18 protein-coding genes and 1 pseudogene are annotated in these 20,034 nt (G+C 52.3%); 4 read left to right on the top strand and 15 right to left on the bottom strand.

The window, feature by feature from the left end; translation table 11 throughout:
* Positions 1 to 123: 123 nt before the first annotated feature.
* The 15 genes and pseudogenes from A4308_RS04740 to acuI form a co-directional block, all read right to left on the bottom strand.
* A complete protein-coding gene (locus A4308_RS04740) occupies positions 124 to 288 on the bottom strand; it encodes a DUF2556 family protein (protein ID WP_063308477.1) in 165 nt (54 codons plus the stop codon).
* A gap of 179 nt (positions 289 to 467) precedes the next feature.
* A complete protein-coding gene (gene fis / locus A4308_RS04735; RefSeq protein ID WP_000462905.1) occupies positions 468 to 764 on the bottom strand; it encodes a DNA-binding transcriptional regulator Fis in 297 nt (98 codons plus the stop codon).
* 23 nt (positions 765 to 787) lie between these two features.
* The gene (gene dusB, locus A4308_RS04730) at positions 788 to 1,753 is read right to left on the bottom strand and encodes a tRNA dihydrouridine synthase DusB (RefSeq protein WP_014885445.1); all 966 of its coding nucleotides are present in this window, start codon (positions 1,751 to 1,753) and stop codon (positions 788 to 790) included.
* Between the two features lie 330 nt (positions 1,754 to 2,083).
* The gene (locus A4308_RS04725; protein ID WP_045281395.1) at positions 2,084 to 2,824 is read right to left on the bottom strand and encodes a carbonic anhydrase; all 741 of its coding nucleotides are present in this window, start codon (positions 2,822 to 2,824) and stop codon (positions 2,084 to 2,086) included.
* 128 nt (positions 2,825 to 2,952) lie between these two features.
* A complete protein-coding gene (gene prmA / locus A4308_RS04720) occupies positions 2,953 to 3,834 on the bottom strand; it encodes a 50S ribosomal protein L11 methyltransferase (RefSeq protein ID WP_014885443.1) in 882 nt (293 codons plus the stop codon).
* An 11-nt stretch (positions 3,835 to 3,845) separates the two neighbouring features.
* The gene (gene panF, locus A4308_RS04715; protein WP_014885442.1) at positions 3,846 to 5,297 is read right to left on the bottom strand and encodes a sodium/pantothenate symporter; all 1,452 of its coding nucleotides are present in this window, start codon (positions 5,295 to 5,297) and stop codon (positions 3,846 to 3,848) included.
* The gene (locus A4308_RS04710) at positions 5,287 to 5,529 is read right to left on the bottom strand and encodes a YhdT family protein (protein WP_014885441.1); all 243 of its coding nucleotides are present in this window, start codon (positions 5,527 to 5,529) and stop codon (positions 5,287 to 5,289) included. Before A4308_RS04710 ends, panF begins: the two co-directional genes overlap by 11 nt.
* 104 nt (positions 5,530 to 5,633) lie before the next feature.
* Complete coding sequence (locus tag A4308_RS04705; RefSeq protein ID WP_228037406.1) at positions 5,634 to 7,532, bottom strand: M60 family metallopeptidase; 1,899 nt, start codon at positions 7,530 to 7,532, stop codon at positions 5,634 to 5,636.
* A gap of 171 nt (positions 7,533 to 7,703) precedes the next feature.
* A pseudogene (locus A4308_RS04700) lies at positions 7,704 to 9,356 on the bottom strand (M60 family metallopeptidase).
* 471 nt (positions 9,357 to 9,827) lie between these two features.
* Positions 9,828 to 11,177, bottom strand: a complete 1,350-nt coding sequence (gene accC, locus A4308_RS04695) for an acetyl-CoA carboxylase biotin carboxylase subunit (RefSeq protein WP_003860388.1) — start codon at positions 11,175 to 11,177, stop codon at positions 9,828 to 9,830.
* Positions 11,178 to 11,187: 10 nt separating this feature from the next.
* Positions 11,188 to 11,649: an acetyl-CoA carboxylase biotin carboxyl carrier protein gene (accB, locus tag A4308_RS04690; protein WP_010436174.1), complete on the bottom strand. Its 462-nt coding sequence runs from the start codon at positions 11,647 to 11,649 to the stop codon at positions 11,188 to 11,190.
* 21 nt (positions 11,650 to 11,670) lie between these two features.
* Entirely contained in the window at positions 11,671 to 12,123 is a 453-nt protein-coding gene (gene aroQ, locus A4308_RS04685) for a type II 3-dehydroquinate dehydratase (protein ID WP_023331425.1), read from the bottom strand.
* A gap of 234 nt (positions 12,124 to 12,357) precedes the next feature.
* Entirely contained in the window at positions 12,358 to 12,957 is a 600-nt protein-coding gene (msrQ, locus tag A4308_RS04680; protein WP_014885437.1) for a protein-methionine-sulfoxide reductase heme-binding subunit MsrQ, read from the bottom strand.
* Positions 12,958 to 13,959 (bottom strand): protein-methionine-sulfoxide reductase catalytic subunit MsrP, encoded by a 1,002-nt coding sequence (msrP, locus tag A4308_RS04675; protein ID WP_023331424.1) that lies wholly within the window; start codon positions 13,957 to 13,959, stop codon positions 12,958 to 12,960.
* A 77-nt stretch (positions 13,960 to 14,036) separates the two neighbouring features.
* The gene (acuI, locus tag A4308_RS04670) at positions 14,037 to 15,011 is read right to left on the bottom strand and encodes an acrylyl-CoA reductase (NADPH) (protein ID WP_045281397.1); all 975 of its coding nucleotides are present in this window, start codon (positions 15,009 to 15,011) and stop codon (positions 14,037 to 14,039) included.
* 182 nt (positions 15,012 to 15,193) lie between these two features.
* Between acuI and csrD the strand changes: the two genes are divergently transcribed.
* From csrD to mreD, 4 genes are all read left to right on the top strand, one after another.
* Entirely contained in the window at positions 15,194 to 17,134 is a 1,941-nt protein-coding gene (csrD, locus tag A4308_RS04665; RefSeq protein WP_023337866.1) for an RNase E specificity factor CsrD, read from the top strand.
* Positions 17,135 to 17,416: 282 nt separating this feature from the next.
* A complete protein-coding gene (gene mreB, locus A4308_RS04660; protein WP_000913396.1) occupies positions 17,417 to 18,460 on the top strand; it encodes a rod shape-determining protein MreB in 1,044 nt (347 codons plus the stop codon).
* Between the two features lie 61 nt (positions 18,461 to 18,521).
* Positions 18,522 to 19,538: a rod shape-determining protein MreC gene (gene mreC / locus A4308_RS04655; protein ID WP_023331421.1), complete on the top strand. Its 1,017-nt coding sequence runs from the start codon at positions 18,522 to 18,524 to the stop codon at positions 19,536 to 19,538.
* Positions 19,538 to 20,026, top strand: coding sequence for a rod shape-determining protein MreD (mreD, locus tag A4308_RS04650; RefSeq protein WP_008502849.1), 489 nt, complete (start codon positions 19,538 to 19,540; stop codon positions 20,024 to 20,026). Before mreC ends, mreD begins: the two co-directional genes overlap by 1 nt.
* The last annotated feature ends 8 nt before the right edge of the window (positions 20,027 to 20,034 follow it).

Here is a 20,034-nt window from a genome sequence, read left to right as displayed (position 1 = left end):
CGTGTCTGACGTTAAGCAGGAGAGGTTGAGAAGGGCGAGACATTATCACCGTAAGGTAACGGCTCAAAGGGTTTTAAATCCCCGTTTTTAGTGGGTAATTCGGGGGGCAGTGACGTCAGGGCGTTAATCGAGTTCTGAGCAGTTCACTAATTTGAGCGGGTTCACGGAGTTCATATTGCGGCACTTGTCGGTTTCAGTGCTCATCAGTTCAATCCACTGCATCAAAAGGGCATCGAAGAGGGAAACGGAGATTGCAAAGACAACCAGCCACCAGTATTTACGAATCATTGTGTCATTCCGCGAGAAGAGAACCACTGAAGTGGTGGAAATATACACGAAAAGTTGCGGTTTAAAAGCGGGATACGCGAGGGTTTACAAAGCGTTGACGATAACATTAACAGGCAATAAAAAAGGCGCATCCCCATGCCGAGTAGCGCCTTTTTAAACAAGCATTTCGCTAATCGAAATTAGTTCATGCCGTATTTTTTCAGTTTCTTACGCAGAGTACCACGGTTGATACCCATCATCAGCGCAGCGCGGGTCTGGTTACCGCGGGTGTATTGCATCACCATGTCCAACAGTGGCTGTTCAACTTCAGCCAGTACCAGCTCATACAGGTCATTAACATCCTGACCATTCAGTTGAGCAAAATAGTTCTTCAGTGCCTGTTTAACCGAGTCACGCAGGGGCTTTTGAGTTACCTGGTCCTGAGAGTTAACGGTAGAAACGGTCAGTACGTCAGAATTTACGCGTTGTTCGAACATAGTTCTGTCAGCTCTTTATTTCATTACGCAAGATTTTCGAAGTATGCCTCCAACGCCTCCAGCTGTTCGCTGGCATCCTCTATGGCGTTGAATGTGCGCCGAAACTGGTCATCTGGAGCGTGCTCCTGGAGATACCAGGAGACGTGTTTACGCGCAATTCGGTACCCTTTTGCCTGACCGTAATGGTCATGCAGTTCCCGAACATGCGAACAAAGCAAGCGCTTAACCTCTGCCAGAGGCAGTGGGGCAAGCAGCTCCCCAGTGTCCAGATAATGCTGGATTTCCCGGAAGATCCAGGGTCTTCCCTGAGCTGCACGTCCTATCATCAGAGCATCAGCTCCCGTATAGTCGAGCACAGCCCTGGCTTTAAGCGGGTCAGTTATGTCGCCATTCGCGATAATCGGAATGGAAACCTTCTGCTTAACTGCCCGAATGCTGTCGTATTCAGCTTCACCATTGAACAAACAGGCGCGAGTGCGTCCATGAATGGTCAGGGCCTGAATGCCACAGTCTTCGGCCAGTTGGGCAATCTCTACACAGTTACGGTGTTCCGGCGACCAACCCGTGCGAATCTTCAACGTAACAGGAACGTCCACCGCGCTGACAACCGCCGTCAGGATAGACTTCACCTGATCGGGGTATTGCAGAAGGGCTGAACCTGCAAGCTTGCGATTCACTTTCTTGGCCGGGCAACCCATATTGATATCAATAATCTGGGCGCCACTTTCCACGTTAATACGCGCGGCATCTGCCATCTCTTCAGGCACGCTTCCGGCGATTTGCACGGTGCGGATACCTGGCTCATCAATGTGCACCATCCGAAGGCGGGATTTATCGCTTTCCCAGACCTGCGGGTTAGACGACATCATCTCGGATACGGTTAAACCGGCTCCCATCTCATAGCACAGCGTCCTGAACGGCCGGTCGGTAATACCTGCCATTGGGGCTGCGATCAGGCGATTTCTAAGCTGGTGGTGTCCGATGCGCATGAGTTAAGAAATGACCATACTGTGACTGCAAGGCGGCGTATATTACGCATTTTTTGCACGAGATGAAAGGCCAAACTTTGAACAATCCACTGTTGTAGATCAAGGAATCGCCGCTCAATCATTCCGTTAAAAATTATTCATCATTTAAATCATTGGGTTATAATTAAATGATTGTTTTATGAGCGCTTGCAATTTCCCGTAACTTCTCATCATTTCTCATTAAACGCGACAGTTGAGCGGGATAATCTGCTGTTTTTCGCAGCAGATTTCCTCACTTCTTTGCGATCTCTGTCGCATTTTAGAACATGATCTCAGGGCAAAAAATGCAGATTATTCGACCACAAGACGGCCATGCAGGGCCTGTAACGGGCGGTTGTTATCGTGATGCATTGTATGGGTGAATTTCTCCAGCTGCTCAGCTGAGAGCGTGAGAGGGTGCTTAAGCACAATCCAGGTGACGCCTTCTGAACAAGGTGGGGTGGTCAGTGAACCGCTGAAGCGCCAGTAAGTTTTGTTGACCGGGAGCAGCTTGTTCAGGTTGAGATCCTGCTTAATGGAGATGTTCTGTTCAGCCTGTTGGGGCATCACGCTCCACAGCTTATCAAGCTCCGGGTTCGCGGCGCCTTTATCAAACATGACGGCCACTACGGTCAGCTCACCTGCGCTATTTTTATGCACCAGATGCATTTCCATTGCGTATTTTTTGCCATGCACGGTGTTCTCGCTCGGCGCGTGGAAATGGAACTGCTGCAGAGTCCAGGCTTGATTATCCAGGGTTATCGTGTCGCGGGTATCCGCTTTCTCACTGGCCTGAATGGTATGGCCATTGTTCGTCAACGTCATAGAGCCATCAATGTAGTGCGTTTTAAGCGGAGAGAAATGGGCGTTTGCGGTCGATTCAATGTTAATCGGAGACTGATTCATCCCGTTTTGACAGGCCTTGTAGGCCTCGTCCAGTTCACCCCAGTGTTCCGGTGAACCTTCCCCTTCGTAGCTCCAGTGTGAAGCGAAAGCTGATGCCGAGATCATACTCAGCGCAATCAGCGCTGCCTTGCCAGTAATGTGTTTCATAATATTCTTCCGGTGAATTGTTGTAATTCAAATCATTATGATTTGTGTGGTTATTTTACCGGAGAAATGCGCGGGGAGAGAGGACTATCAGTGGAGGAGAGGCGTGGTCAGATGACCACGCCAAATGCTTATTTTTTACGACCGGTGATCCTGCACCACTCTTCTTTCTCTACCACCGGGTCAAGGGCGAAGAGATCCGCGTAGGCTTCACACACGCTGTCGGCCTGGCTTGCCAGGATACCTGAAAGCCCCAGCAGACCGCCCTCAACGGGCAGTACGCTGATTAACGGTGCCAGTTCACGTAACGGGCCTGCCAGGATGTTGGCGACCACCACGTCGGCTTTCATGGCCGCTGGCTGCGCATCCGGCAAATACAGCTCCAGACGATCGGAGACGCCGTTACGCTCGGCGTTATCGCGGCTGGCCTGAATTGCCTGCGGATCGATGTCGATCCCAATCGCTTTTGCCGCACCGAGTTTCAGCGCCGCGATAGCGAGGATCCCGGAGCCGCAGCCGAAGTCGATCACGGTTTTTCCTGCCAGATCCAGACCGTCCAGCCACTGCAGGCACAGGGAGGTGGTCGGGTGGGTGCCGGTACCAAATGCCAGGCCCGGGTCGAGCATCACGTTGACGGCGTTTTCATCAGGCACTTCGCGCCAGCTTGGGCAGATCCACAGACGCTTGCCAAACTGCATCGGGTGGAAGTTATCCATCCACTCCCGTTCCCAGTCTTTATCTTCCAGCTGTTCGATTTTGTGCACGAAACCTGCACCTAACAGTGGATGGTTTTCCAGAATCGCGACGACCTCTTTCATGTCGGTCTCGGCATCGAAAAGTCCAATGACGTCGGTATCACCCCACAGGCGCGTTTCGCCCGGCAGCGGCTCGAAGACCGGCGTGTCATGCGTGTCCTGGAAGGTGATGGAGACCGAGCCGGCCTCCATCAGCGCATCGCTCAGTTCCTCGGCGTTCGCGCCGGTTGTGTTCAGTTTTAATTGGATCCACGGCATGGCAAAACTCTTTATTTATCAGTAGAAATCATAGCGGACTGTGGGACGGGCTGACCGAAACGGTTCCCCACCACAAACGCCAGTAAACTTAGCAGTAACGAAGGCACAATTGGATGGAAGCCCAGGTACTGAATCTTAAACGTTGCGAGTACGGCATACAGCACACCGCCAACAATCATCGCGCCCAGCGCGCCTGCAGCATTGGCACGTTCCCAGTAGAGACCCAACACCAGCGGCCAGAGGAAAACGGCTTCAAGGCCGCCGAACGCCAGCAGGTTCAGCCAGATGATCATCTCCGGCGGGCGCCATGCGGCTAACAGCAGCAATGCCCCTAACACCAGCGTAATAATGGCTGACATACGCTTCAGGCGACGTTCATTTTCTACCTGCTCAGGACGCAGGTTGAGATAGAGATCTTTAATGATCGTCGCGGAGCTTTGCAGTAGCTGGGCGTTGATAGTGGACATAATAGCGGCCATTGGCGCAGCAAGGAAAATCCCGGCGGCAAATGGCGGCAGCACTTTAACCATCAGTGTCGGGATCACCAGATCCGGCACGGTAAGGTCAGGGATGACTGCACGTCCTAATGCACCCGCCAGATGCATGCCGAACATCAGGATCGCGACGACAATCGTCCCGATAATAATGCCTTTGTGAACGGCTTTGCTGTCTTTATAGGAGATACAGCGCACGGCGGTATGGGGCAGACCAATCACCCCAAAGCAGACTAACACCCAGAACGACGTCATAAATGCCGGAGAAAGAATATCATCCGCGCCTTGCGGCGAGACCAGTTTCGGATCTATGGCTTCCAGGGTTTCCACCGCATGCGTAAGTCCACCCGCAGCATGAACGATGCCCACCAGCAGAACGATCGTGCCAATCAGCATGACCATTCCCTGCAGCGTATCGTTCAGCACGCTGGCGCGGAATCCGCCAAACGCAGTATACAGCGCAATGCTTACCCCGAAGATAATCAACCCTGTCTCGTAGGGGATCCCGGCTGCCGTTTCCAGCAGACGAGCTCCACCGATAAACTGCACCGTCATCGCACCAATAAAGGCGACCAGCAGGCTCAGGCTTGCCAGCCACACCAGCAAGCGACTCTGGTAGCGTGCAAACAGCATATCGTTGAGCGTCACGGCGTTATAGCGCCGTGCCAGAATGGCAAACTTTTTACCCAGAATACCCAGAGAGAGCCAGACGGCAGGTAGCTGGATCATGGCCAGCAGTACCCAGCCTAACCCGTACTTATACGCGGCACCGGGACCGCCGATAAATGAACTGGCGCTGATGTAGGTGGCCGTCAGCGTCATGGCCAGCACGACGCCACCCATCGAACGGCTACCGAGGAAATACTCATTCAGAAAGGCGCCGGTCGCCCTTTTACGCATGGCATAAATGGACAAGCCAAATACGACCAGCAGGTATGCGACAAGCGGCAGAATGACTTCAAGCTGCATCATCGTCCTCCAGCGGAATATCCCGGTAGATAAATTTAACCATCGCCCAGCACAGCAGGATAAATACCAGCGGTACCAGCAGGCACGCCATTTCAAACCAGTGTGGCAGGCCGGTAATACCGATGTCTGAATTAGGTAAGTAAGCGGTTACCAACCATGCGGCAAGATAGAGAAGGGTCAGCCACAGCGCCCAGCGCGCTTCTTTATGGGCCTGAACAAAACGAGCGTCCATCCACTCTCCTGGATAATTCATAGTGAGAGGCGGATTGTACGCATTGCAGGGGGGATACCAAATCATTTTCTGCTGCGCCAGAAACTGGCGCAGCAATAAAGCATTTACTTCACAATGGAGAGATCGACATTCACGTTTGCCGTCCAGTCAGTGTTGTGCCAGTCATTCGCAATCAGGTGGAGAACACCCGTATAGCTGCCCTGAGGCAAAAGCGGGTTATCTTCTGCTTTATAAGCGATTCTTAAATATGCACTTGTTCCAGAGTTGCAGTTTACCGCGGTGTTAACGGAATGAATATTGCAGCCGCCATGGCTGTTCTGGCCACGCAGTTTCACGATGAAGGTTCTGTTACGGCTATCGACAACCTGCGCATACAGTGGCGTTTCACCATCCTCAACCCAGACCAGAGAGGTAGGGCCCGCCTTAGGTGTGTTGGTCACAAAAGCAATATTTACGGTGTTATCTTCAGCTGGAACTTCAATCGTTATCGGGGAAGAGCCGTTCAGGCTACCGGTAAAGGTTTTCGCAACTTTCTTAGGTTGAGGTAAATTCAGCGCATTAATTGCTGCAATCGCCTCTGCGGAAAGGGGAATATTCCACTGCTGGAAATACTGGTTCAGATTAACGCCGGCGATTTTACTGGCATTAAGCGTAAACCAGTCGATTTTTTTCTGGCTGCTATTAACCAGGGTTGGGTCATTCTGGTTAACTTCACGGTAAGCTTTCGACAGTGCCGGGTAAAGCTGTGGCCAGCTCGTCATTATTTCACCAAAGAAAGACGCCCTACGGAACAGATCTTCTTTAGCAAAATTCCAGGTGTGCCCGGATTTCAGCAGAGTGCCGATAGCTTGTTGATCCCAACCGAAACCGTAAAAGCCTTCATTACTATGACAGTTTTTGAAATCGGTATCGCCGAGGGTGGTGTAACATGCAGCGATAGAATAAAGGTTGACGGTAACTTCTCCCTGGTCACTCCAGGACCATCCCATCTGGAACTGATGACCGTATTCGTGCCAGTCGAGCCAGCTCGGTGTCTCAGGGATTGAGCTGTCACCACCCACGCCAATCAGCCCTTGCCCGCTATTTGCCCAGCAGCAGCTCTGATAAGAGACGAAGAGCAAGCCACGGCTAGGCTGGTGCAACCAGCTCGAGCCATCCAGCCCATCGACTTTGTCATAAGTAATGGTTCGCAGCAGCGACTGGCGGAGGGTCTGCTCTATATTTTTAGTTGCTGAGTTTTGCGCAATTGCCTGACTTGCAACGAAGCGTGTCCTGCCATCAAACATAAAGTGGTAGCCTGATGGCGTTGTGGCCTGTGCCTGCTGGCGCCACTCGGCTCTGTCATTCATACCAAAGATAAAGAGGGGGTGATACGTACCGCCGTTAACAATATCAACGGAGACGAATGTATCAATATTCTCCATTTTTTTGGTTTTATCCTGACACCCAACGATAAGCAGCGCGTTCTGAGAGAATGTGTAGGTTGTGTCACCGTTTGCATTCAGAATAAGCTCATTAGCAGGACCGACAATACCTTCGTAGTTAGGATCAACGGCAGCATAGCAGGAAACATTTTGCGGAACATCACCGAGACGGAGGGTAACGTTTTCACCCTTGACGCCCCATGTATGTGTTAAGAAGTAATTATTACGTCCACCGTTGGTGGTTCTGTTCGTGCCATTGCCATGAACTTCGGTAACAGGAATTTGATAGCGACCTTGTTCAGCCTCACCGTAAACTTTTAAAGTACGGTTGAGCCAGAACAGGGGGTTATTGACATTTTGTACATCATAGGTTGATGCATAAGCTGGATTGATTAAATTATTGTAGTCAATACCTAATTCATCGAGTGCTTCAGTAAATCCCGGATTATTTTTCCACTCGTCCCACATCGTTTGGTTAGTAGAGACCGTCTCTGCCGCATAACAAGCGGAAGAAACAGACGCACAAAGTAGTGCTGCGATGGAAAAAGTTTTCTTTATTCCATGTTGAAATATATTCATAGTTAAAATGTCCGTAATTAAACATGAGGTGAAGCTTGTTTAATTACAACATTTCGTAACGGATTATTAAATGTAGAACTAATTAATATTCATTGTAGTCAATCTGATAAATAAGCAAGTCAGGCCGAATCATTTTCTGCTGCGCCAGAAACTGGCGCAGCAATAAAGCACTTACTTCACAATGGAGAGATCGACATTCACGTTTGCCGTCCAGTCCGTGTTGTGCCAGTCACGCGCAATCAGATGAAGAACACCCGTATAGCTGCCCTGAGGCAGATGCGGGTTATCTTCTGCTTTATAAGCGACTCTTAAATATGCGCTTGTTCCTGAGTTGCAGTTAACCGCGGTGTTAACGGAATGAATATTGCAGCCGCCATGGCTGTTCTGGCCACGCAGTTTCACGATGAAGCTTCTGTTACGACTATCGACAACCTGCGCATACAGTGGCGTTTCACCATCCTCAACCCAGACCAGAGAGGTAGGGCCAGCCTTAGGCGTGTTGGTCACAAAAGCAATATTCACAGTGTTATCTTCAGCCGGAACTTCAATCGTTATCGGGGAAGAGCCGTTCAGGCTACCGGTAAAGGTTTTCGTCACTTTGTTCGGCTGAGGTAAGTTCAGGGCAGCAATTTGTGAGTCAGCATCAGCGGAATAGCCTAAACCCCAACGTGTAAAGAATTCACGTAAATCATGCCCCGCTGCTTTGCTGGCATTGACCACAAAGAAATCAATTTTTTGTTGATTGGTTGCAACCAGAGATTTGCCTTTACCCTCGTTATAGGTTTCGCGGTAGGCTTTGCCAATATAAGCGAAGAGATCGGGCCATGATGTTTTCAGCTGGGTAAACATCATTAATTTACGGAAGACGTCATTGTCAGTATCAAACTGATGTGTTTCGCCAGAGTTCAGGAAAGAACCGACGGCCTGCTAATCCCAGGAGAAATTGTTGTAATACAGATTTTCGTGACAGGATTTATCCGTTACTTCTCCGCGTAACACACGGCAGGCTGAAACGGACATAATATTATTTGTCACTTCCGTTGACCCGTCCCATGCCCAGGTCATCTGATTTTGGTGACCATATTCATGCCAATGGCCCCAGCTGGTTTCGGTTGGTAAGCTGTTGCCAAAGCCGATCCCAATACGTCCGGCGCCTCCCTGAGACCAGCAGCAGCTGTTAAAAATACCGAAATTCAAACCGCGCAGAGGCTGATGTAAATACGATGACCCATCAAGCCCGTTAACCCTATCATAGTCCATGACGTAGCTTAATTGTTCGCGCAGCATTTGCAGCACATTGGTATTCAGTGACGCTTTAGCGGTGGAATTATTCACGACATACCGAGAGCGCCCGTCAAACAGGAGTGTTTGCCCGGTCGGTGTACTCTGCTGGCTCAGGGCCTTCCACTCTTCTTTTGTGTTAAGTCCAAAAACAAATAGCGGGTGTTTTTTCGCGGTCGTCGATGTGACATCCACACGAACGAGTGTGTTCATATGGCTATAGGTACCACTTTTATCCCAGCAGGCCAGCAGCATTAATCCATTTTCACTCAGGGTATATTGCGTTGAGTGATTGGCATTTAACTGCACCTGATATTTAGTGGTGATTGTACCGCTGTATTGATTTTCCAGTCCTGCGTAGCAGACCACATCATCGGGTTGGGAAGAGGTGGTCAATGTGAACGTATCACCCTCTTCACCATAATAATAGGTATTAAAATAGGGATTGCGACCTGTGAAGCCTGTTCTGGCACGAGCTTCATCATGATCTTCAATGGCTGGAATATAATAAATGTCTTTGTCAGCATCACCATAAATTTGCATGGTGCGCTTTTGCCAGTAGAGAACATCAGTCGGGTCGGCTGAACGGGTGAGGGTTTTTTGTGGATCTTCAGATAACAGTTGATAACTCATACCGAGTTCATCCAGAGCTTCATTGAAGGCCTGGTTATCCTGCCATCTTTCCCACCAGTTGGCCGTGGTTTCAGCGTATAAAGGCAAAGACGTTACCGATGCACATAACAGCGCAGCAGCAACACATTTTTTCTGTATGCCACTCTTCAGTATATTCATAAAAGATATGTCCGTTATCGAGAAAATATTAAGAAAAACGGACTCATTACATCACGCTGTAATATCGTTAAGAACCGAGGAATAATGAAAAGTAAATGTAGAAAAAATGATGATATTGAATATTTCTAGGTTGGGTTGGAGATATAGTGACGGTAAATAGTGTGGGGTGAGAAACAAGGACGCAAAAAATAAACACGCCTGATAAACAGGCGTGTTTTTAGATTACTTCTCGTTGAGGCCGAGTTTCTTCTCAAGATAGTGGATGTTAGTTCCACCATTCTGGAAGTGCTCGTCGCTCATGATGCGCATCTGGAGATCAACGTTGGTTTTAATACCGTCGATGATCAACTCCTGCAGGGCGTTCTTCATGCGGGCAATCGCCACGTCACGGTTTTCGCCGTAGCAGATGAGCTTGCCGATCATTGAGTCATAGTACGGCGGTACGGTGTAACCGGCGTAGATATGAGACTCCCAACGCACACCAAAGCCACCCGGCGCGTGGAAACGCGTGATTTTACCCGGGCTTGGCAGGAAGGTGTTCGGGTCTTCGGCGTTGATACGGCATTCAACCGCATGGCCTTTCACCACGACTTCTTCCTGCTTGATGGACAACGGCTGACCCGCAGCGATACGCAGCTGTTCTTTGATCAGGTCAACGCCGGTGATCATTTCGGTAACCGGGTGTTCAACCTGAATACGGGTGTTCATCTCGATAAAGTAGAACTCGCCGTTTTCGAACAGGAACTCAAAAGTACCCGCCCCGCGATAGCCGATATCGACACACGCCTTGGCGCAACGCTCACCGATGTAGCGACGCAATTCCGGGGTAATGCCCGGCGCAGGTGCTTCTTCGACGACTTTCTGGTGACGACGCTGCATGGAGCAGTCACGTTCTGCCAGATAGATCGCGTTACCCTGACCGTCAGCCAACACCTGAATTTCGATGTGGCGTGGGTTTTCCAGGTATTTTTCCATGTACACCATGTCATTGCTGAAAGCCGCTTTCGCTTCCGCTTTGGTCATGGAGATGGACTGCGCCAGTTCAGCATCGCTGCGTACTACGCGCATACCGCGACCGCCGCCACCGCCGGACGCCTTGATGATAACCGGGTAGCCAATGCGTTTAGCATGAGCACGGTTAGCATCCATGTCGTCGGTCAGAGGGCCGTCAGAGCCTGGTACGGTTGGCACACCGGCTTTTTTCATCGCGGTGATCGCAGACACTTTGTCGCCCATCAGGCGGATAGTGTCGGCTTTCGGGCCGATGAAGATAAAGCCAGAGCGTTCAACCTGCTCAGCAAAGTTGGCGTTCTCAGAGAGGAAGCCATAACCCGGATGAATTGCCACCGCGCCGGTGATTTCAGCGGCGCTGATGATAGCCGGGATGTTCAGATAGCTTTTTACGGACGGAGCCGGGCCAATACAGACCGTCTCATCCGCCAGCAATACGTGTTTTAAATCGCGATCCGCACTTGAGTGCACCGCGACGGTCTTGATGCCCAGTTCTTTACAGGCACGAAGAATACGCAATGCAATCTCGCCGCGGTTGGCGATAACAATTTTATCCAGCATGTTCGCCTCGTTACTCGATGACGACCAGCGGCTCGTCAAATTCAACCGGCTGACCACTTTCGACCAGAATCGCTTTCACAGTACCTGATTTGTCTGCTTCGATCTGGTTCATCATTTTCATCGCTTCAACGATGCACAGGGTATCGCCTACGTTGACTTTCTGACCCACTTCGATGAACGCCTTCGCGTCCGGGCTCGGGGTGCGGTAGAAAGTACCAACCATTGGGGAACGTACGATGTGACCACTGATTTCTGCTGCAGCGGCAGGTGCGGCTTCAGCTGCTGGTGCAACGGCTGCGGAGAGCGCAGGCTGCTGCACTGGCGCAGCGTAAGCCTGCTGCATTACCGGGAAGCTAGCGGCTGGGGCTGCACGGCTGATGCGTACAGACTCTTCGCCTTCAGAAATTTCCAGTTCGGAGATGCCTGATTCTTCAACCAGCTCGATCAGTTTTTTAATCTTACGAATATCCATGAGTGGGTTCCGTACTCTTGTTTAGTGTGATTGTGACAAGCGTTTTACCGCTGTCTGTAAAGCGTATGAATAACCGTCAGCGCCCAGTCCGCAGATAACGCCAGTAGCGATATCCGACAGATACGAATGGTGGCGGAACGGCTCTCGGGCGTGCACGTTACTCAGGTGGATCTCGATAAACGGGATACTCACCGCGAGCAGTGCGTCGCGGATAGCAACACTGGTGTGCGTAAACGCGGCCGGATTGATCAGGATATAGTCCACATTGTCTTTAGCCTGATGAATACGGTCGATGATTGCGTACTCCGCGTTTGACTGAAAATGATCCAAATCCACATTCAGCGACGCTGCTTCCGTGCTCAGACGGTTAACAATTTCGCTCAATGTTAGCGTGCCGTACTTCTCTGGCTCACGGGTACCGAGCATGTTCAGGTTCGGTCCGTTCAATACTAAGATATGGAACTTGTCAGTCATTATGCCGCTATCTCCTGCGATTTTCGGGTAAAAAACAAAATATACCGTCGAAGCGCAAATGTCACCTTTTCAGAGGCCAAAAACCACTGTCAGGGGAACCAAGGTCGCACATTATAACGATTTCGTAGCATTTGGCAGCTAAATACTGGTCTTATCAGGGAAGATTATCAACCGCAATCCAAAAAAGATTTGCGGTTGAGGGGGGATCTGCGGGAAAACGCACAGTTTCGCGAACTATCGCAACCACTGGCGGAACTTCTTGTAACGCCATGCTAAAAGCGCCACTGCCGCCAGCGCATACAGGACTGGCTGCGGGGAGAGGATCTTCACCGACCACAGATAATGAATGGGGGCGAGGATCGCGACAAGATAAACGAAGTTGTGCAGTAACTGCCAGCGTCTGCCCAGCTTTCGCTGCGCATATTGCGTGGACGTCAGCGCTAACGCCAGTAAAACCAGCCAGCTTACGATACCCAGCGTCAGATAAGGGCGTGTCACCAGCTCTCGGCCAAGCAGTGTCAGATTGTTAATTCCCAGTTCCAGCAGGGCGTAGCTGGTAAGGTGCAGCGTCGCCCAGGCAAAACACCATAGCCCCAAAAGCCGACGGGTACGTATCAATAATGGCTGTTTAGCGTAGCGCGCCAGCGGCGAGACGAGCAAGGTTGCCAGTAAAAATTTCAGAGCCATCCGACCCGTAAAATGCTGGATATCCTTTGCCGGATCGGCGCTAAAGAGGCCCTGACTGGCGGCCCAGAACAACCAGATAAAAGGAAGTATCCCAGCTAAATGCAGCAGCACTTTCAGCCAGGTAATCTGCTTTGCCGTTAAACGCACTCAGAAGTTCTCCCGTAAATTAAGGCCACGGTAAAGCGAAGCCACTTCATCCGCATACCCGTTAAACAATAGCGTGGGCTGACGCTTAACATCCAGCGCACCACCCGCGCCAATAAAGCGCTCAGTCGCCTGCGACCAGCGGGGATGATCCACATGCGGATTCACATTCGCGAAGAAACCGTATTCACCCGGTGCTGCCAGGTTCCAGGTCGTTGGCGGACGCTCGCGGGTCAGCTTAATGCTGACGATAGACTTAATTCCTTTGAAGCCGTATTTCCACGGTACGGTTAACCGAATGGGGGCGCCGTTTTGAGGAGGAAGCGCCTTGCCGTATACGCCAACGGTCAGCAGGGTAAGGGGATGCATGGCTTCGTCGAGGCGTAGCCCTTCAACGTACGGATAGTCCAGTCCACCGCCGATAAACCGATCTTTCTGGCCCGGCATCTCGTCCGGAGCGTAGCGCGTCTGGAAGGCGACATATTTTGCATTGCTGGTGGGCTCAACCAACGCCAGCAGCTTATGCAGCGGGAAGCCGACCCAGGGTACCACCATCGACCAGGCTTCCACGCAGCGCATGCGATAGATGCGCTCTTCGAGCGGGAAGCGGGTGGTCAGATCGTGGTGGTCCAATGTCAGGGGTTTTGCCACCTCGCCGTCAATTTTCAACGTCCACGGATCGGTTTTCATGCTGCCTGCATTGGCGGCAGGATCGGCTTTATCCAGACCAAATTCGTAAAAGTTGTTATAGCCGGTGACTTTGTCTTCAGGGGTGAGCGTCAGTTTGTTTTGCCACTCGGCGGGTTTCGTAAACGTAAGCGGGGCACCGGAAGGCGCCTTAGGGCGATCGTTACCTTTAAACCAGTCGAGCAGGTCGGCATGTGCCGCAGGGGAGAGCGTCAGTGCAGTGGCGCTGATGCCAAGCATTTTCAGGATCTGGCGGCGCTGTAACATAAAGACAGACTCGGACGTTACGTCGGCTTCCGTCAGTTTTCGGTTTTTCATGGCATCCTCCGTCATGCGTTTTTCTAAGCATGACGGAGGAGAGCGCTTCACGCGAATATGTCACGAAAATTTGAAGATTAGGCGATTTTCACCAGCGCGCGACCGTGGAACTGGTTATCCATGATTTTACTGGCATAGTCTGGCGCCTGGCTGAGGCTTATCTCCGTTGCGCTCTGGGTAAAGAACGATTCCGGCAGATCGCGTACCAGACGTTCCCAGGCCTCCGTGCGGCGAGCCGCTGGCGTCATCACGGAGTCCACGCCCTGCAGGCGAACGTTACGCAAAATAAACGGCATGACGGTAGTTGGCAGGGCAAAGCCGCCCGCCAGACCGCAGGCTGCCACGCAGCCGCCGTAGTTCATCTGCGCCAGGACCTTCGCCAGCACTTTATCGCCGACGGTATCTACCGCGCCCGCCCAGACCTGTTTTTCCAGTGGACGGGTTTCGGCGAATTCATCGCGGCCAAGAATGCGGCTGGCACCGAGCTGGCGAAGATAATCATGCGTACTTTCCCGGCCGGAAACCGCCGTGACCTGGTAACCCAGTTTGTGCAGCAACGTTACCGCCGTGCTCCCCACGCCACCGCTGGCGCCGGTCACGACAATGTCACCCGACTCAGGGTGAACCCCCGCCTCTTCCAGCGCCATCACGCACAGCATGGCGGTAAAGCCTGCGGTGCCGATGATCATCGCTTTGCGACCATCCATGCCTTTCGGCATCGGCACCAGCCAGTCGCCTTTTACGCGCGCCTGTGTTGCCAGCCCGCCCCAGTGATTTTCACCCACACCCCAGCCGGTGAGCAGCACGTGCTGGCCCGCATGGAAGCGAGGGTCTTCGCTGCTGTGGACCCGGCCAGCAAAATCAATACCCGGCACCATAGGGAAATTTCGGATGATTTTACCCTTACCGGTGATCGCCAGCGCATCTTTGTAATTTAAACTGGACCAGTCGATGTCGACGGTGACGTCGCCTTCCGGCAGACGGCTCTCTTCTACGGCCTGTACTGAGGCAAGCGTTTTGCCGTCCTGCTGTTCTAAGATCAAAGCCTGCATACGGGGTCCTCACGACTCAGATGATTGGAAAATAATTTCTGAAGACTATACTCGCTCAGGGTAATTCAATGCCGATTTAACGCAATAAATTGCCAGATACGCCCGATTTGGTAGTATGCCGCATTTGAAATGCAAGTTAGCGCTTACTCGCTACCCCCTCAACCCACGGAGTAATCTCAAGGATGCGATTAACGACGAAGTTCTCGGCTTTTATCACCTTGCTAACGGGGCTGACCATCTTTGTCACGCTTCTGGGTTGCTCTTTGAGCTTTTATAACGCCATTCAGGACAAACTGGTCAACCGGGTGCAGTCTGTTGCGTCGGTCATTGATACGCGTCTGCTGACCACGCCACTCCCGTCGCTCTCCCGGGAACTGGATGAGTTGATGGTGCCGGTTGATATTATTCGGATCGATATTCAGCAGGGAAAGCATCAGGTTTTAAGCCATGAACGGCAGGGAAGTTATCGCCCTGCGGGCGTAGTGAGTCAGTACCGGGAAGTAACGGTGCACTCCCTTAAAAACCCGGGTATGACCATTCACATGGTATATCTCGATCCGATGGCCAGCTATTTCCGTTCCATGATGACCACCGCGCCGCTCACGATCGCGGTTGCATTCATTATTCTGCTCATTTTTCTCGCGGTTCGCTGGTTGCGCCGCCAGCTCTCAGGGCAGGAACTGCTGGAAATCCGCTCCGTCCGCATCCTGAACGGTGAGCGCGGCCCGCAGGTGCGCGGCTCTGTTCATGAATGGCCGTCACGCACCAGCAGTGCGCTGGATACGTTGCTCTCAGAAATTCAGTTTGCCAGCGACCAGCGCAGCCGTATGGATACGCTGATCCGCTCTTATGCCGCGCAGGATAATAAAACCGGCCTTAACAACCGCCTTTTCTTTGATAATCAACTGGCCACGCTGCTCGACGATTCGGAAAAAGTGGGCACTCACGGCGTGGTGATGATGATTCGCCTGCCCGATTTCGATCTGCTGCGCGACACATGGGGGCAGCGGGCCGCGGAAGAAAATCTCTTTACGCTGATCAACCTGCTCTCCACCTTTATCATGCGCTACCCCGGGGCACTATTGGCCCGCTATCACCGCAGCGACTTTGCCGTGTTATTGCCGCATCGCACGCTAAAAGAGTCGGAAAGTATTGCCAGCCAGCTGCTGAAGGCGGTAGACGCGCTGCCCCAGAGTAAAATGCTCGATCGCGACGACATGGTGCATATGGGGATCTGCGCCTGGCGCGGCGGTCAGTCGACGGAGCAGGTGATGGAGCATGCGGAATCGGCTACCCGCAACGCCGTGTTGCAGGGGGCGAACGGATGGGCCGTTTACGATGACTCGTTACCGGAAAAAGGGCGTGGAAACGTGCGGTGGCGTACGTTGATTGAGCAAATGCTGAGCCGCGGTGGGCCACGTATTTATCAAAAACCGGCGGTCATGAAAAACGGCTATGTCCACCATCGCGAACTGATGTGCCGTATTTTTGACGGTACGGAAGAGGTTATTTCTGCGGAATATCTGCCAATGGTGCTGCAATTTGGGCTGTCTGAAGAGTATGACCGCCAGCAAATTTCCCGCCTGATCCCATTTTTATCTTTCTGGCCGGAAGAAAGTCTGGCGTTACAGGTCACCGTTGAGTCGTTAATACGCCCGCGTTTTCAGCGCTGGCTGCGTGATACATTAATGCAATGCGAAAAATCGCAACGCAAACGCATTATTTTTGAACTTGCTGAGGCGGATGTGGGTCAACACATCAGCCGGTTACGTCCGGTGGTTCGTTTGATCAACGCGCTCGGTGCGCGTGTGGCGGTGACACAAGCTGGTTTAACGCTGGTCAGTACCGACTGGATCAAGGAACTGGATGTGGAGCTATTAAAGCTGCATCCGGGGCTGGTAAGAAATATTGAAAAGCGCACGGAAAACCAGCTGCTGGTTCAGAGTCTGGTTGAAGCGTGTAAAGGAACCCGAACACAAGTCTTTGCCGCGGGCGTGCGCTCCAGGGGCGAATGGCAGATGTTAACAGAGCGCGGTGTCATGGGTGGTCAGGGCGATTTTTTTGCCGCCTCTCAACCGCTTGACACCAACGTGAAAAAATATTTGCAAAGATACTCTGTTTGACCTGCCGTTTACGTTGTTTTCACGTAGAATATCGCGCCTGTAGCTTTGAGTATGTCGAGCAAAAAGCCAGTGAACGACCTTTAACGGGTTACAAAGGTCAGTAAGGAATGCTGCTGTTGACTCAGCCCTGAGGGAGTCAGGGATCAATTTTGTAACATCAGGAAACGTACTGCACAAATTTTCACCGTTGCAGATGATTTTTGCGCCTTGTCGCTGCTGCGTGTGGTTGGTAAAGTAAGCGGATTTTGTTTTCCGCCCCAGCTTTCAGGATTATCCCTTAGTATGTTGAAAAAATTTCGTGGCATGTTTTCCAATGACCTGTCCATTGACCTGGGTACCGCGAATACCCTTATTTACGTAAAAGGACAAGGCATCGTTTTGAATGAGCCTTCTGTTGTGGCCATTCGTCAGGATCGTGCAGGCTCGCCGAAAAGCGTCGCCGCAGTGGGTCATGACGCGAAGCAGATGCTGGGTCGTACCCCTGGCAACATCGCCGCAATTCGCCCAATGAAAGACGGCGTTATCGCTGACTTCTTCGTGACTGAAAAAATGCTTCAGCACTTCATCAAGCAGGTTCACAGCAACAGCTTCATGCGTCCAAGCCCGCGTGTTCTGGTGTGTGTGCCGGTTGGCGCAACCCAGGTAGAACGTCGCGCAATCCGTGAATCTGCTCAGGGGGCGGGTGCTCGTGAAGTGTTCCTGATTGAAGAGCCAATGGCGGCGGCAATCGGTGCAGGTCTGCCTGTGTCTGAAGCAACCGGCTCAATGGTAGTGGATATCGGTGGTGGTACCACAGAAGTGGCCGTTATCTCTCTGAACGGTGTGGTGTACTCCTCCTCCGTACGTATCGGTGGTGACCGCTTCGATGAAGCCATCATTAATTACGTGCGCCGTAACTACGGCTCTCTGATCGGTGAAGCGACCGCAGAGCGTATCAAACACGAAATCGGCTCTGCTTACCCGGGCGATGAAGTGCGCGAGATCGAAGTGCGTGGTCGTAACCTGGCGGAAGGTGTGCCACGCGGCTTTACCCTGAACTCCAACGAAATTCTGGAAGCGCTGCAGGAACCGCTGACTGGCATCGTGAGCGCGGTAATGGTTGCGCTGGAACAGTGCCCACCAGAACTGGCGTCCGATATCTCCGAGCGCGGTATGGTTCTGACCGGTGGTGGTGCGCTGCTGCGTAACCTCGACCGCCTGTTAATGGAAGAGACAGGTATTCCTGTCGTAGTTGCAGAAGATCCACTGACTTGCGTCGCCCGTGGTGGTGGCAAGGCGCTGGAAATGATCGACATGCACGGCGGCGACTTGTTCAGCGAAGAGTAGTCATTGTGAAAGGGTAGCGAATCGCTACCCTTTCTCTCTGACACGAGAATACGCATAGCCTATGAAGCCAATTTTTAGCCGTGGCCCATCGCTACAGTTTCGCCTTATTCTGGCGGTTCTGGTTGCGCTTGGCGTCATTATTGCCGATAGCCGCCTCGGTACGTTCAGCCAGATCAGAACGTACATGGATACCGCCGTCAGTCCTTTCTACTTTATATCAAATGGTCCCCGTGAACTGCTCGACTCCGTTTCTCAAACGCTGTCTTCACGAGACCAGCTCGAACTTGAAAACCGGGCATTACGCCAGGAACTGCTGCTGAAAAACAGCGAACTGCTGATGCTGGGGCAATATAAGCAGGAAAACGCGCGTCTGCGTGAACTGCTCGGCTCGCCGCTGCGTCAGGATGAGCAGAAGATGGTCACCCAGGTGATCTCCACCGTGAACGATCCTTACAGCGATCAGGTTGTGATCGACAAAGGGAGTGTGAACGGTGTGTATGAAGGCCAGCCTGTAATCAGTGATAAAGGCGTAGTGGGGCAGGTTGTTGCCGTCGCCAAGCTGACCAGCCGCGTGCTGCTGATTTGCGATGCCACGCATGCGCTGCCTATCCAGGTCCTGCGTAACGATATCCGCGTGATTGCGGCCGGTAACGGCTGTACGGACGATCTGCAGCTGGAACACCTGCCTGCGAACACGGACATCCGTGTCGGTGATGTACTGGTGACTTCCGGTTTGGGTGGACGCTTCCCTGAGGGCTACCCGGTTGCGGTGGTCTCTTCCGTGAAGCTCGATACTCAACGTGCGTATACCGTCATTCAGGCTCGTCCGACTGCGGGTTTACAGCGTCTGCGCTACCTGCTGCTGCTCTGGGGTGCCGATCGTAATGGCACGAATCCGATGACGCCTGAAGAGGTGCACCGTGTCGCAAACGAACGCCTGATGCAGATGATGCCGCAGGTTCTTCCGCCTGCGGACTCCATGGGGCCACCTGCGCCAGTGCCCGCGCCGGCAACCGGGTTAACGCAGCCGCTGCCTGATGCGCCGCCACCGCCTAAACTCTCTTTGGGAGGGCAGTAGTGGCAAGTTATCGTAGCCAGGGACGCTGGGTCATCTGGCTCTCGTTCCTCATTGCACTGTTGCTGCAGATTATGCCCTGGCCGGATAACATTCTCGTTTTCCGGCCAAACTGGGTCTTGCTCATTTTACTTTACTGGATCCTTGCCCTGCCGCACCGCGTAAATGTCGGCACGGGTTTTGTTATGGGTGCCATACTGGATCTCATTAGTGGCTCTACGCTGGGCGTTCGCGCCCTGTCCATGAGCATTATTGCGTACCTCGTCGCACTAAAATTCCAGCTCTTTCGTAACCTCGCGCTCTGGCAACAGGCCCTGGTCGTGATGTTGTTGTCGCTTGCTGCGGATATCGTTGTTTTCTGGGCAGAGTTTTTAGTGATCAACGTCTCTTTCCGACCGGAAGTGTTCTGGAGTAGTGTAGTAAACGGTGTGCTCTGGCCGTGGCTGTTCCTGCTGATGCGTAAGGTTCGCCAGCAGTTTGCCGTGCAATAAAAGGTTTC

Origin of the sequence: Enterobacter sp. ODB01 (assembly GCF_001623605.1) — a bacterium.
GTDB classification, from domain to species: Bacteria; Pseudomonadota; Gammaproteobacteria; order Enterobacterales; family Enterobacteriaceae; genus Enterobacter; species Enterobacter kobei.
The sequence above is the reverse complement of the archived record's forward strand: the minus strand, read 5'-3'. Positions and strand labels throughout refer to the sequence as shown.

Coding starts and splice junctions, on each gene's coding strand:
- A4308_RS04740 (WP_063308477.1), bottom strand. CDS start 288: ATGATTCGTAAATACTGGTGGCTGGTTGTCTTTGCAATCTCCGTTTCC.
- mreB (WP_000913396.1), top strand. CDS start 17,417: ATGTTGAAAAAATTTCGTGGCATGTTTTCCAATGACCTGTCCATTGAC.
- prmA (WP_014885443.1), bottom strand. CDS start 3,834: ATGCCGTGGATCCAATTAAAACTGAACACAACCGGCGCGAACGCCGAG.
- A4308_RS04725 (WP_045281395.1), bottom strand. CDS start 2,824: ATGAAACACATTACTGGCAAGGCAGCGCTGATTGCGCTGAGTATGATC.
- dusB (WP_014885445.1), bottom strand. CDS start 1,753: ATGCGCATCGGACACCACCAGCTTAGAAATCGCCTGATCGCAGCCCCA.
- acuI (WP_045281397.1), bottom strand. CDS start 15,011: ATGCAGGCTTTGATCTTAGAACAGCAGGACGGCAAAACGCTTGCCTCA.
- A4308_RS04710 (WP_014885441.1), bottom strand. CDS start 5,529: ATGGACGCTCGTTTTGTTCAGGCCCATAAAGAAGCGCGCTGGGCGCTG.
- aroQ (WP_023331425.1), bottom strand. CDS start 12,123: ATGACTGACAAGTTCCATATCTTAGTATTGAACGGACCGAACCTGAAC.
- fis (WP_000462905.1), bottom strand. CDS start 764: ATGTTCGAACAACGCGTAAATTCTGACGTACTGACCGTTTCTACCGTT.
- panF (WP_014885442.1), bottom strand. CDS start 5,297: ATGCAGCTTGAAGTCATTCTGCCGCTTGTCGCATACCTGCTGGTCGTA.
- msrP (WP_023331424.1), bottom strand. CDS start 13,959: ATGAAAAACCGAAAACTGACGGAAGCCGACGTAACGTCCGAGTCTGTC.
- csrD (WP_023337866.1), top strand. CDS start 15,194: ATGCGATTAACGACGAAGTTCTCGGCTTTTATCACCTTGCTAACGGGG.
- A4308_RS04705 (WP_228037406.1), bottom strand. CDS start 7,532: ATGAATATATTTCAACATGGAATAAAGAAAACTTTTTCCATCGCAGCA.
- accB (WP_010436174.1), bottom strand. CDS start 11,649: ATGGATATTCGTAAGATTAAAAAACTGATCGAGCTGGTTGAAGAATCA.
- accC (WP_003860388.1), bottom strand. CDS start 11,177: ATGCTGGATAAAATTGTTATCGCCAACCGCGGCGAGATTGCATTGCGT.
- mreC (WP_023331421.1), top strand. CDS start 18,522: ATGAAGCCAATTTTTAGCCGTGGCCCATCGCTACAGTTTCGCCTTATT.